General features: G+C 67.1%; 14 protein-coding genes. 7 read left to right on the plus strand and 7 right to left on the minus strand.

Translation table 11 applies throughout. From position 1 onward, the window contains the following. Positions 1 to 126: 126 nt before the first annotated feature. Together bsh and era are read left to right on the plus strand one after the other, a co-directional pair. Positions 127 to 1,101 carry a choloylglycine hydrolase gene (gene bsh / locus ASD65_RS02060; protein WP_056217754.1) on the plus strand — a complete coding sequence of 325 codons (975 nt, stop codon included), beginning with the start codon at positions 127 to 129 and terminating at the stop codon, positions 1,099 to 1,101. Further along, positions 1,098 to 2,012, plus strand: coding sequence for a GTPase Era (gene era / locus ASD65_RS02065; RefSeq protein ID WP_235566581.1), 915 nt, complete (start codon positions 1,098 to 1,100; stop codon positions 2,010 to 2,012). Before bsh ends, era begins: the two co-directional genes overlap by 4 nt. Before the next feature lie 104 nt (positions 2,013 to 2,116). Here era and ASD65_RS02070 read toward each other — a convergent pair whose 3' ends face one another. Then, entirely contained in the window at positions 2,117 to 2,740 is a 624-nt protein-coding gene (locus ASD65_RS02070) for a hypothetical protein (RefSeq protein ID WP_056217757.1), read from the minus strand. Positions 2,741 to 2,927: 187 nt separating this feature from the next. Between ASD65_RS02070 and leuA the strand changes: the two genes are divergently transcribed. Next, on the plus strand, positions 2,928 to 4,688 hold the full coding sequence (leuA, locus tag ASD65_RS02075; RefSeq protein ID WP_056217760.1) for a 2-isopropylmalate synthase: 1,761 nt from the start codon (positions 2,928 to 2,930) through the stop codon (positions 4,686 to 4,688). On the opposite strand, the gene ASD65_RS02080 is transcribed toward leuA, so the two are convergent. The 4 genes from ASD65_RS02080 to ASD65_RS02095 are packed head-to-tail and all read right to left on the minus strand — an operon-like array spanning position 4,685 to position 7,163. Beyond that, positions 4,685 to 5,338: a YrhK family protein gene (locus ASD65_RS02080; protein ID WP_056217763.1), complete on the minus strand. Its 654-nt coding sequence runs from the start codon at positions 5,336 to 5,338 to the stop codon at positions 4,685 to 4,687. The two genes, leuA and ASD65_RS02080, sit on opposite strands and share 4 nt — an antisense overlap. A 24-nt stretch (positions 5,339 to 5,362) precedes the next feature. Continuing rightward, a complete protein-coding gene (locus ASD65_RS02085) occupies positions 5,363 to 6,049 on the minus strand; it encodes a trimeric intracellular cation channel family protein (protein ID WP_056217766.1) in 687 nt (228 codons plus the stop codon). Between the two features lie 20 nt (positions 6,050 to 6,069). Continuing rightward, positions 6,070 to 6,705, minus strand: a complete 636-nt coding sequence (locus ASD65_RS02090) for a hypothetical protein (RefSeq protein ID WP_056217769.1) — start codon at positions 6,703 to 6,705, stop codon at positions 6,070 to 6,072. Then, positions 6,702 to 7,163, minus strand: a complete 462-nt coding sequence (locus ASD65_RS02095; RefSeq protein ID WP_056217772.1) for a MarR family winged helix-turn-helix transcriptional regulator — start codon at positions 7,161 to 7,163, stop codon at positions 6,702 to 6,704. The genes ASD65_RS02090 and ASD65_RS02095 overlap by 4 nt, the downstream gene beginning before the upstream one ends. Before the next feature lie 89 nt (positions 7,164 to 7,252). On the opposite strand from ASD65_RS02095, the gene recO reads away from it, so the two are divergent. Both recO and ASD65_RS02105 read left to right on the plus strand, forming a co-directional pair. Beyond that, positions 7,253 to 7,981, plus strand: coding sequence for a DNA repair protein RecO (gene recO / locus ASD65_RS02100; RefSeq protein WP_056217775.1), 729 nt, complete (start codon positions 7,253 to 7,255; stop codon positions 7,979 to 7,981). Next, positions 7,978 to 8,781 carry an isoprenyl transferase gene (locus ASD65_RS02105; protein WP_056217782.1) on the plus strand — a complete coding sequence of 268 codons (804 nt, stop codon included), beginning with the start codon at positions 7,978 to 7,980 and terminating at the stop codon, positions 8,779 to 8,781. The genes recO and ASD65_RS02105 overlap by 4 nt, the downstream gene beginning before the upstream one ends. A gap of 6 nt (positions 8,782 to 8,787) precedes the next feature. On the opposite strand, the gene ASD65_RS02110 is transcribed toward ASD65_RS02105, so the two are convergent. Continuing rightward, positions 8,788 to 9,831, minus strand: coding sequence for a PIG-L deacetylase family protein (locus ASD65_RS02110; RefSeq protein ID WP_056217784.1), 1,044 nt, complete (start codon positions 9,829 to 9,831; stop codon positions 8,788 to 8,790). Between the two features lie 317 nt (positions 9,832 to 10,148). On the opposite strand from ASD65_RS02110, the gene ASD65_RS02115 reads away from it, so the two are divergent. Both ASD65_RS02115 and ASD65_RS02120 read left to right on the plus strand, forming a co-directional pair. Beyond that, entirely contained in the window at positions 10,149 to 10,394 is a 246-nt protein-coding gene (locus ASD65_RS02115) for a hypothetical protein (protein WP_056217786.1), read from the plus strand. Between the two features lie 39 nt (positions 10,395 to 10,433). Beyond that, positions 10,434 to 11,117 (plus strand): DsbA family oxidoreductase, encoded by a 684-nt coding sequence (locus ASD65_RS02120; protein WP_056217789.1) that lies wholly within the window; start codon positions 10,434 to 10,436, stop codon positions 11,115 to 11,117. A gap of 29 nt (positions 11,118 to 11,146) precedes the next feature. Here the strand turns inward: ASD65_RS02120 and ASD65_RS02125 are convergent, their stop codons facing one another. Continuing rightward, on the minus strand, positions 11,147 to 11,650 hold the full coding sequence (locus ASD65_RS02125; protein ID WP_056217791.1) for a glutathione peroxidase: 504 nt from the start codon (positions 11,648 to 11,650) through the stop codon (positions 11,147 to 11,149). Positions 11,651 to 11,756: the final 106 nt, after the last annotated feature.

Below are 11,756 nucleotides of genomic sequence, written 5' to 3' on the forward strand. Positions count from 1 at the left end.
TGGGGTACTGGTGTCGTATTGCGATCCGCGATAGGCATGACGGGGGCCCGCTGCCGACGGATGAAACGGCACAACGGTCTCTTCCCGACCAGATGATGCAGATCAGAAGAAATGGGAGACACACCAATGTGCACTGGCGCCAACTACACCACCAAGGATCACTACTTCGGTCGCAATCTCGACCTGGAGTTCTCCTACAACGAGACGGTCACCGTCACGCCGCGCAACTTCCCGTTCGAATTCCGCAAGGCTCCGACGATGACCACACACCACGCGATCATCGGCATGGCGACGATCTCGGAGGGCTATCCGCTCTACTACGACGCGACCAATGAAAAGGGCCTCAGCATGGCTGGGCTCAATTTCCCCGAGAACGCCGACTACAAGCCCGAAGCCGCGGACAAGACCAACATCACGCCGTTCGAGCTCATCCCCTGGATTCTGGGGCAGTACGAAACCGTCGACGAGGTGAAGGCGGCTCTGGTCGGCATGAGCCTGGTGAACATCTCGTTCAGCAAGGCATTCCCGCTGTCTCCGCTGCACTGGATCATCTCCGACAGGGACCAGTCCATCACCGTCGAGTCCGTGAAAGAGGGGCTCAAGGTCTACGACAATCCGGTGGGAGTACTCACCAACAACCCGACTTTCGACATTCAGTCGTTCGGTCTGAACAACTACATGCACCTGTCGAGGTACGCGCCAGTGAACAACTTCTCGGACAAATTGGATCTGGACATCTACAGCAGGGGGATGGGCGCGATCGGTCTCCCGGGTGATCTGTCGTCAGCGTCCCGCTTCGCAAAGGTCGCATTCACCAAGATGAATTCGATATCGGGCGACTCCGAGTCGGAGTCGATCAGCCAGTTCTTCCAGATCCTCGGGTCCGTCGCGCAGCAGCGCGGATGTGCGAACGTCGGCGACGACAAGTATGAGATCACGATCTACTCCTCGTGCTGCAACACGGACAAGGGGATCTACTACTACACGACCTACGAGAACAGCCAGGTCACGGGCGTCGACATGCATAAGGAAGACCTCGACGGAAGTACACTGGCTGATTACCCCTTGATCAAAGGCCAACAGATCCTCATGCAAAATTGAACGAGCATCCGATCGACGATGCTGAGAAGCGATCGGGCTTCGTGACGTTCGTCGGACGCCCGAACGTCGGCAAGTCCACGCTGACCAACGCCCTCGTGGGGGAGAAGGTCGCCATCACGAGCGACAAGCCGCAGACCACGCGCCGCGCCATCCGCGGCATCGTGAACCGTCCTGCCGGTCAGCTCGTGATCGTCGACACCCCTGGCATCCACAAGCCCCGCACCCTCCTCGGCGAGCGGCTCAACAGCCTCGTCGACCAGGTGCTCGGCGACGTCGATGTGATCGGGTTCTGCGTGCCGGCCACCGAGAAGGTGGGCCCCGGCGATCGCCGCATCGCGGAGTCGCTCGACGGGTATCGCCGTGCGAAGAAGGTCGCGATCGTCACCAAGACGGATGCCGCGTCCCGTGACCAGATCACGGAGCGACTGATGGAGGTCGATGCCCTCCGCGAGGACTGGGCCGCCGTCATCCCGCTGTCCGCGTTGACGAACGATCAGCTGGACATCCTCACCGACGAGCTCCTGTCGCTCATGCCGGAGGGCCCCGCGCTGTACGAAGAGGGCGTCGTCACCGACGAGTCGATCGAGGACCGCGTCGCCGAGATCATCCGCGAGGCGGCTCTGGAGGGCGTGCGCGACGAGCTGCCGCACTCCATCGCCGTCACGATCGAGGACATGCGCCCGCGCGAGAACTCCGACCTCACCGACATCTTCGCGAACATCGTGGTCGAACGGGACAGCCAGAAGGCCATCATCATCGGCCACAAGGGATCGCGCCTGGCCGACGTGGGCAAGCGCGCCCGCGCGGGAATCGAGCCGCTCGTGGGCACCCGAGTGTTCCTGTCGCTGCACGTCCGCGTGGCGAAGGAATGGCAGCGCGACCCGAAGCAGCTCGGCCGCCTCGGGTTCTAGGTTCGTCCGCCGGCCACGGCACCGCGAGACTGCAACGGAGCGGCGAGACTGCGGTCGATACCCGCTGTCTCGCCCTCCCCATGCAGTCTCGGTGGATCTGCGTGCTATTCGAACGGCCATATCGCCGAGCTGATGACCACGACACCCGGGCCGTACTCGGCGTCGACGGCGTCCTGCCACGTGCCGTCGTCCCACAGGACGGAGACCCACAGGTATCCGTTCTGCGGCGACGAGGTCAGGTAGCCGGCGCCGAGCTGTGCGGGGAGCTCGTCCGCGATGGCGGTCAGCGTCGCGTCATTCGACGCACCCGGCACGCCGCCGGTGGGGTCCTCCCGCGCGATCGGATCGAACAGCGCCAGCATGATCGGCGGTCGCGTGTTCGTGAAGGTCTCGCCGTCGTACGTCCCATAGACCGCGTAGGCACCCCAAGTCGTCGCGCCCGAGGTCTCGCTGCCCTCGACGCCGTCCCAGGCCCAGCCGGACAGCGGAATGCCGTCGCACTGCGGCGGGTAGGACTCCATGATCGGTCCGAGGCAGAGCTCGACGGCGCCGTCGACATCCATCACCGTGCCCGTCGCGATGACCTCGCCCTCCGGTGGCGCGGGCCACGCGGCGCCGAGTGGGGCGCCGGAGGACGGAGCGGATGCCGCGGGTGTCGCGCACCCGGCGAGCAGCGCAAGGATCATGCCGGCGGCGGCAGCGGTCGCGACGGAACGGTGTGGCCTCATACCCGTGAAGTGTCGCTCGTGACGCGATCGTCTCGGTGTCGGGTGTACTCTGAATGCATGCGCGCGGGTTCGCTTCTCCTTAGCCGCCGCGACGAGACCTCGTTCTAGGGCCTTCCTCGTCGCGGAGCTTCGTGTTTGGCCCGCCCATTTCCGGTGATTCCACCGAAGACACAGAAGCGAAACCATCATGGAGAACACCCAGAAGCCCTCCGGTATGCCGATCCACAAGTACCGGCCGTACCACGAGCAGCTCACCGTCTCACTGCCCGACCGCACCTGGCCGGACGCCCGCATCACGAAGGCCCCGCGCTGGTGCGCGGTAGACCTGCGTGACGGCAACCAGGCACTCATCGACCCGATGAGCCCGGAGCGCAAGCGGATCATGTTCGATCTGCTCGTGAGCATGGGCTACAAGGAGATCGAGGTCGGCTTCCCGTCGGCGAGCCAGACGGACTTCGACTTCGTGCGGCACCTGATCGAAGAGAACGCGATTCCGGACGACGTCACCATCCAGGTGCTGACCCAGGCCCGCGAAGAGCTCATCGCCCGCACCTTCGAGTCCGTCAAGGGTGCGAAGCAGGCGATCGTGCACCTGTACAACTCGACGAGCGTGCTGCAGCGCGATGTGGTGTTCCGCACCGACAAGCAGGGGATCATCGACATCGCCGTGCAGGGCGCGCGCTGGTGCAAGCAGTACGAGGAGACGGTCCCCGAGACCGCGATCTACTACGAGTACTCGCCCGAGAGCTACACCGGCACCGAGCTCGAGTTCGCCGCCGAGGTGTGCAACAAGGTCATGGAGATCTTCGTCCCGACCGCGGAGCGCAAGGTCATCCTGAACCTGCCTTCGACGGTCGAGATGTCGACCCCGAACGTCTACGCCGACTCGATCGAGTGGATGTCGCGTCACCTCAACCACCGCGAGAACGTCATCATCTCGCTGCACCCGCACAACGACCGCGGCACCGCGATCGCTGCGGCCGAGCTCGGCTACATGGCCGGCGCGGATCGCATCGAGGGATGCCTCTTCGGCAACGGTGAGCGCACCGGCAACGTCGACCTGGTCGCGCTGGGCATCAACATGCTGACGCAGGGCGTCGACCCGCAGATCGACTTCAGCGACATCGATCACGTCAAGCGCACGGCGGAGTACTGCAACCAGCTGCCGGTGCACGAGCGCAGCCCGTGGGCCGGCGACCTGGTCTTCACCGCGTTCAGCGGTTCGCACCAGGACGCCATCAAGAAGGGCTTCGAGGCCATGGAGGCCCGCGCGGCCGCCGAGGGTGTCACGGTCGACGAGATCGCGTGGGGCGTGCCCTACCTGCCGATCGACCCGAAGGACCTGGGTCGCTCGTACGAGGCCGTCATCCGCGTCAACTCGCAGTCCGGCAAGGGCGGTGTCGCGTACCTGCTGAAGGCGGACCACGCGCTCGATCTGCCGCGCCGCCTGCAGATCGACTTCTCCGGCGTCGTGCAGGCCAAGACGGATGCCGAGGGCGGCGAGGTCTCGAGCGACCAGATCTGGGCGATCTTCACCGACGAGTACCTGCCGTCCGATGTCGAAGAGGACCGCTGGGGCCGCTTCGAGCTGCTGTCCACGCGCAGCACGAGCGACATGTCCGGCGACGTCCAGCTCGATGTCACCCTGCGTGACGGCGAGACGACGGCCGCGGCAACCGGCAACGGCAACGGACCGGTCGCCGCGTTCCTGGAGATCCTGCGCCAGCACGGCTTCGACGTCGCGGTGTACGACTACGTCGAGCACGCCCTCAGCGCCGGTGGCGACGCGCAGGCGGCCGCCTACGTCGAGCTGCAGGTCGACGGTGAGCGCCTGTGGGGCGTCGGCATCGACGGCGACATCTCGACCGCGTCGCTCAAGGCGATCGTGTCGGGCGTGAACCGTGCGATCCGCACGCGCGAGCGCGCCGGCAGCCTCGCCTCGGTCTAAATCGTTGCAGCAGTCGGCGCGGCATCCTGCGGGATGTCGCGCCGACTCAGCAATGCGGCCGCGAGGAAGCAGAGCGCCCCGAGGAACGTGCCCGCGTTCGCCCAGAACAGGCTGACCAGGTCCGAGGTCTCGGGCACCACGTACGCGCCGATGGCGGATGCCCCGAAGAAGACCGATCCGGCCATGTTGAGCCAGCTGCATCTCCATGTGCGCGCGGACGGGTCCCACAGTCGGTCGCGTTCGGTCGTGGCGACCACGGCGAGGGCGCTGGCCACGAGGAAGCAGATCGAGCCGATGGCGTCGGGGCGCCACCCGCTGCCCACGCGGGCGTCCTCGTTCATCGCGGTGATGAGCGCTTCCGTCGTGCTGATGTTGAAGAACAGCGTGCCGACGAACTGCACCGCGGCCGCCCACCAGTCGGCGAGAGTCGCGCGATCGGCGCCGCGGCGCGGCGGACGCCGTCCGCTCAGCACCAGCTGGACGAACGCCGCCAGGGTGAAGAAGATCGCGCCCACGAAGAACGTCAGGTTCTGCACGACGGTGCCCACCGCCTGTGCGTAGAACGGAACGGCGCCGAGGGCGAAGAGGATCGATCCGACCGCGAAGCCCCACGCCTCACGTCGCAGGCGGGTGTTGCGGTCGCGCGTCATGGTCAGAGCGTAACGCTCGCGCGGTCAGGTCTTGATGATCGGAATCGCCGTGGTTTCGGCGGCCACCTTGCGCCGGTACAGCATCCGCTGCTCGGGCAGGGACAGGTCGAAGATGACGGCGAGGATGCGGATGACGGCGGTGACGCTCGCACCGATGATCGCCGCCGCGACGAGCGGGAGACCGAGTGTGTGGCTGCCGGCCAGGACGAGGCATCCCGCTCCCGCCGCGACCGCGTAGAGCGAGCCGACGTGCATGATGGCGACCGGGAGCCCCATCATCACATCGCGCAGGATGCCGCCGCCGACCGCGGCGCAGACGCCGACGAAGACTGCGGGTACGAGCGGCATGCCGAGCCCGAGCGCCTTGCTGGTGCCGAATGCTCCGAACAAGCCGATGACGACGGCGTCGAGGACGACGATGACCGCGTTGAGACGCTGGAAGACGCCGGCCAGGAGCATCCCGAACAACGCTGCGCCCGTGGCCGTGAGCAGATACCAATTGCTCTGCAGCGTCGTCAGCGGCACGTTCAGCAGCAGGTCGCGGATGAGTCCTCCGCCCATGCCCATCACGATGCCGATGATCGCGACGCCGAGCATGTCGAGTCGCCGCTCACCGCGGAACCCGGACGCGAACAGGGCGCCCTGGATGCCGCCGAGGCCCACGGCGATGAGGTCGGCCCAGAGGGGGATCACGAAGAGCGGCTCGTCCACCCCTCTATTCTCGGGGCGAGTCAGGGGATGTGCGTACGCACCGCCGACAGGAATCCTGCGGGATCGTCCGCCCAGAGTCGCACGGCGTCGATGTCCGAGGCGGTGCCGGCGACCCGGGCGGTGACAGGTCGCTCGAGCACGATGAGGATATTCGTCTCGTTCTGCATGCGCAGTGCCAGTGTGCGGCCATGCGCCTCGTCCCGGATCTTGGGTGCCTTCTCTGCGATATCGCGCGATCGCTCGACGGATGCGACGGCGGACCACGGGAGGTCGACATCGATGTCGGGGCCGAAGCGGGCGCGAATCCCGTCAGGACCCACCGAGTGCGGGCGGGTGACGAATCCGAGCAGGAGGCCGAGCATCCAGGTCAGACCCCAGATGCCGAGGATCAGAAGTGGGATCCTCACCCACGGCCAGGGATGGACGATCAGGTCGATGATCGGGATCTCGATCGCGGACAGCACGATGAAGACGATCAGGATCGTCAGGATGGGGGAGTGATACCGGAATCCGGTGGCTCCTGCCGGCACGCGCGGCCGGCGGCTGGCGAACCTCCACACGCTGAGCCAGACCGCCGATTCCGCGCGCCACGCGGCGTGCGCGAGCTTTCGCGTCCGGTCGAGGGTCGTCGGCGTGTCGGCCGTTGCTTCCGTCATGGTGCGAGGTTGTCGGTCGAAGGGTGCGCGGCCTCGATCTCGGCTTGCAGGCGAGTGGTGACGTGCTCCAGCGCGCGTTGCAGGGCGGAGCGCTCGGCAGCCGTCATGCCTGCGGACAGCGCGGCGTCGAGGTGGGCGTGGTCGAGTGCCATCTGCTCCATCAGCGAGATGCCGCGCTCCGTCAGTCCGACCAGGACGGCGCGCCGATCATGCGGGTGCTCGCGGCGGAGCACGAGCCCGGCATCCACCAGCTCGTCGACCAGGGTCGTGACGTGACGTGGGGTGACCGCCATCGCATCGGCGATGTCCCGCTGCATGCTCGGGCCGCGGTGGTGCAGGATCCACAGCGCGTGGGTGCGACTCTGGGTCAGCCCGAGTGCGCTCAACTCGCGGTCCTGGTCCTGCTGCAGCATCGTCGTCAGGGCGATCAACTGATCCAAGAGCGGCGGATGGGACATAGTGAATAGAGTACACGATGTCCCATTCGACTCATGTGCCCGCGCGCGGCGGGCGCCCGAACGTCGGTGCGACGCCGGATAATGGAATCGTGCCCACTTATCGCGACGAGGTCGTGATTCTGCGCACCCACAAGCTGGGTGAGGCGGATCGCATCCTCACCATGCTCAGCCGCCGCCACGGCAAGATCCGGGCGGTCGCCAAGGGCGTGCGGCGCACCTCCTCGCGGTTCGGGTCGCGGTTGGAGCCGTTCATGGTCGCCGATGTCCAGCTCTACGAGGGACGCTCGCTCGACATCGTGCAGCAGGCCGAGTCGCTCGGCTCCTACGGTGCCGACATCGTCGTGCACTACGACCGCTACACCTCCGCCAGCGCCATGGTCGAAGCCGCCGATCGCCTCAACGAGGCCGAAGCCACGGCGCAGCAGTACCTGCTGCTGGTGGGCGGCCTCCGCGCCCTGGCACGGGGCGAGCACGCCTCCCGCAGCATCCTGGACTCCTATCTGCTCCGCGCGATGGCGCTCTCGGGGTGGGCGCCCGGCCTCGTCGAATGCGCCCGCTGCGGCGCGCCCGGCCCGCACAGCGCGTTCGTCGCGCAGCTGGGCGGCATGATCTGCCACGACTGCGCCCCGGTCGGGTCCGCGCGCATCGACGGCGCGACCACGGGCCTGCTCACGGCGTTGATGTCGGGGGAGTGGGACGACGTGGATGCGGCGCCGCGCGGTGCGACCTCCGCGGCATCCGGACTGATCGCGGCCTACGCGCAGTGGCATCTGGAACGCGGCATCCGTTCGCTCGAGCACGTAGAGGCGGCACAGTGAGTCCGAAACCGTTCACGCATCGGGATGCCGAGCCCTATCGGCCGATCGATTGGACGGGCATCACGCCACCGGTCTTCCCGCCGGGCGCGGTCCCCGGTCACGTCGCAATCGTGATGGACGGCAACGGCCGATGGGCGAACCGGCGCGGCCTGACCCGCGTCGAGGGGCACAAAGCCGGCGAGGCCGCGCTGCTCGACGTGGTCGCAGGCGCCATCCAGGCGGGTGTGAAGCATCTGTCGGTCTACGCCTTCTCGACCGAGAACTGGTCGCGGTCGCCCGACGAGGTCCGCTTCCTGATGGGGTTCAACCGGGATGTGCTGCACCGACGACGCGATCAGCTCAACGAGTGGGGCGTCCGCGTCCGCTGGTCCGGTCGCAAGCCGCGCCTGTGGGGCTCGGTGATCAAGGAGCTCCAGGTCGCCGAACGGCTGACCGCCGACAACGATGTGCTCACCCTGACGATGTGCGTCAACTACGGCGGGCGCGTCGAGCTCGTCGACGCGATGCGCTCGATCGGTGACGACATCGCGGCCGGGCGCCTCAGGTCCTCGGCCATCACCGAGAAGCTCATCCGGAAGCGGCTCTATCAGCCGGACATGCCGGATGTGGACCTGTTCGTGCGCTCCAGCGGTGAGCAGCGCACCTCGAACTTCCTGCTGTGGGAGTCCGCGTACGCCGAGTTCGTGTTCCTGGACACGCTGTGGCCGGACTTCAGCCGCGTCGACCTCTGGGAGGCGATCCGGCTGTACCTCGACCGCGACCGGCGCTTCGGCGGCGCCGTGGACGTGCCCGCCCTCTGACGCGGCTCAGCCGACCCAGAGCTCGGCTTCGCTGCGCATGTATTGCCGCTGCAGCCACTGGCCGAAGCGCGGCATCGCGAGGCAGGTGGCGTCGTCGGTGCATCCGACCACCACACTGTCGTCTGCGGCGTAGGAGCGGAACGCGGCGATCTTGCGGGAGAGTTCCTCGCCGGTGACATTGACCGGGTAGCCGGCCGACTGGTAGCCGATGACGTACGACACCGACTCGGCGGGAAGCCCCGCCTGCTGCCAGGCCGCGCGCCCGATCACGCCGGTGATCGCATGGTCGGCGTGGTCGCCCTTGGCCCACTTCTGAGCTCCGCCCGGTACATGGGTGTACGTCGCCGTCGGGTGGAAGTCCGTCATCAGCTCGGCGATCGAGCTGACGATCTGCGACCAGCTCAGCTGAGCGCTGCCGTACAGGTTGGGCAGCGTGAGGATCTTGTCCGATGCCAGCTTCGCGAGGCTCACCTCACCGGTGGTGGGGAATCCCTGACCGTTGAGGTTGCCGTCGGGAAGATGCAGGAAGACCAGCGAGATGCGGGGATCGTCCGCCGGCTGCCAGACCACGACGGGTGCACCGGTCGCCAGGGTGATGTCGGTCGCGGCCCACGGCGTCGCGGCGCCGCGCATCACGTCGTAGGCGCGCATGATGCCCCGTTCGCGCCCGTTCGCGTAGTCCATGCCGCGACCGGCATCGCCGCCGGTGAGGAACACGGTACGCACGCAGCCTCCGGCACGGATGGCATCGCCGATCCGTGAGCCCAGGAAGAGCAGGTCATCGTCGTAGTGCGCCCAGACCGACATCGTCGTGCTGGGGCCGGAGCACGGCGTATCGAGCGGTCCCGTGACGACGACCGGTGTCGGAGTGGGAGTCAGCGTCGGTGTGGGCGTCGGGGTCGGTGTCGGGGTCTGCGTCGCGCTCGCGCTGGGCGTCGCGGCACTCGCCCCCGGCCCAGGCACGCAGCCGGCCAGCAGCATCAGCGCGACCGGCAGTGTCAGCATCGCCAGCGCGCGCGCACGCCGACGTCCCACGAGAGCGGAGCTCACGAGTTCCCTTTCCCGCCCGGCATCCCCACACCGAGCTCTGGGTCTCATCGTCGCAGACCGAGGACGGAGAACTTGGTTGCGCTCGCCTGAAAATCCCGATAATCCGCCGTGAATTCGGCCGAACTCGGCACTTTTCCGTGCATCGCGACCCACGTGCGCACGAATCACCGCGACCGGTCGCGGCTCTGCGTTGGTGAGCGATCGTCGTGTTCGGAGGCGCGACATGCGGGATCATCGAGCATTCGGGATGCCGCCGGCGCTTGCGAACCCCGTCGTCATCGCCGTCCTGATCACGGGCTGCGCGGGCGGATCGCCGAATGCTGGGCGACCGATCGAGAGCGCAGGCACGCGCGCTGGCGGCCGACCTCACTACGCTGCCTGCCGTCGTGCTGGACACCGAGAAACGCCTGTATCCCGGCAACGATGCGGTGACGTTCCAGCAGCCGGGGGAACCCACTGAGGTCGGCGCCGAAGCCGCCCCCGAGGCGAAGTATCAGTATCGGTCTTTCGGACTCCGGCTGCTGGTGCACGGCGGTGACGCGATTTCGGCGAATCCGCCGTGAGGCGGAATATGGCGAGCAGGTGCGCGAGTTGTCCCTGACATGACGAATGCCATCAAGATCGACGTGTGGAGTGACATCGCCTGCCCCTGGTGCTACATCGGGAAGCGAAACCTGGAGAAGGGGCTGGCCGAGGTCTCGGCCGACGAGGACGCCCCCGTGATCGAGGTGACGTACCACTCGTTCGAACTGTCGCCGGATACCCCGGTGGACTTCGTCGGCGGCGAGGGCGAGTACCTCGCGCAGCACAAGGGCATCTCGACCGAATCGGCCAAGCAGATGCTCGACCAGGTCACCGGCGTCGCCGCGGCAGCGGGTCTCGAGTATCGCTTCGACCTGCTCAAGCACACGAACACCGTGAAGGCGCACGAGCTGCTGCACTTCGCGAAGGAGAACGGCCGTCAGCTCGAGCTGGCGGAGCGTCTGATGTCGGCCTACTTCACCGAGGGACGCCACGTCGGTCGCGAGGACGACCTCGTCGAGCTGGCCGTCGATGCCGGACTGGACGCGGATGCCGCGCGCGAGGCGCTGCAGAGCGGTCGCTACCTCGACGCGGTCCGCGCCGATCAGGATCAGGCGCGCGCCTACGGCATCAACGGCGTGCCGTTCTTCGTCGTCGACGGCAAGTACGGCGTCAGCGGTGCGCAGCCCGCCGAGGCGTTCGCGCAGATCGCCCGTCAGGTCTGGGCCGAGCACCGCGAAGGCGCGGAGTCACCCGTCGCGTAGACCTCGCAGCGGTTCCGCCCGACGCCGGCTCAGGCCGGCAGGCTCTCTTCGATGACGCGCACGATCGCGGCGTCATCGGGCTTCACGTTCGGGCGGAACCGGTGCACGACGCCTTCGGGCGTCAGCACGAACTTCTCGAAGTTCCACAGGATCGGACCGTGGTTGCCCTCGGCATCCTCCGCCTTCTTGAGCGCCTTGTAGAGCGGCGCGGCCTTGCCGCCGTTGACCTTCACCTTGTCGACGACGGGGAAGGAGACGCCCCACGTCGTCGAGCAGTACTCCAGGATGTCGTCCATCGAGCCCGGCTCCTGCCCCATGAACTGGTTGCAGGGGAACCCGACGACGGAGAATCCGCGGTCACCGTACTCGCGCTGCAACTGCTCGAGCTGCTCGTACTGCGGGGTGAGCCCGCACTTCGAGGCCACGTTGACGACGAGGAGTACCTTGTCGCCGAAATCGGCGAGCGTCGTCTCACTCCCGTCTGCCGCGGCGAAGGGGATGTCTCGAAGCGAGGTCTGGACAGGCGTTGTCATGATTCCGAGTGTAGAACCGCTCCGAGCGCGGAGGGCCGAACCGACTCCTATTCATGCGTATCGGATCGGGCGGGACGAAGGCCGTGCCGGTCTGGGAGAATGGATG

This window comes from Microbacterium sp. Root61, from assembly GCF_001427525.1.
Lineage (GTDB): Bacteria > Actinomycetota > Actinomycetes > Actinomycetales > Microbacteriaceae > Microbacterium.

Coding starts and splice junctions, on each gene's coding strand:
- ASD65_RS02080 (WP_056217763.1), bottom strand. CDS start 5,338: ATGACGCGCGACCGCAACACCCGCCTGCGACGTGAGGCGTGGGGCTTC.
- ASD65_RS02125 (WP_056217791.1), bottom strand. CDS start 11,650: ATGACAACGCCTGTCCAGACCTCGCTTCGAGACATCCCCTTCGCCGCG.
- ASD65_RS02090 (WP_056217769.1), bottom strand. CDS start 6,705: ATGACGGAAGCAACGGCCGACACGCCGACGACCCTCGACCGGACGCGA.
- ASD65_RS02115 (WP_056217786.1), top strand. CDS start 10,149: ATGCTGGGCGACCGATCGAGAGCGCAGGCACGCGCGCTGGCGGCCGAC.
- ASD65_RS02120 (WP_056217789.1), top strand. CDS start 10,434: ATGACGAATGCCATCAAGATCGACGTGTGGAGTGACATCGCCTGCCCC.
- ASD65_RS02095 (WP_056217772.1), bottom strand. CDS start 7,163: ATGTCCCATCCGCCGCTCTTGGATCAGTTGATCGCCCTGACGACGATG.
- leuA (WP_056217760.1), top strand. CDS start 2,928: ATGGAGAACACCCAGAAGCCCTCCGGTATGCCGATCCACAAGTACCGG.
- ASD65_RS02070 (WP_056217757.1), bottom strand. CDS start 2,740: ATGAGGCCACACCGTTCCGTCGCGACCGCTGCCGCCGCCGGCATGATC.
- bsh (WP_056217754.1), top strand. CDS start 127: ATGTGCACTGGCGCCAACTACACCACCAAGGATCACTACTTCGGTCGC.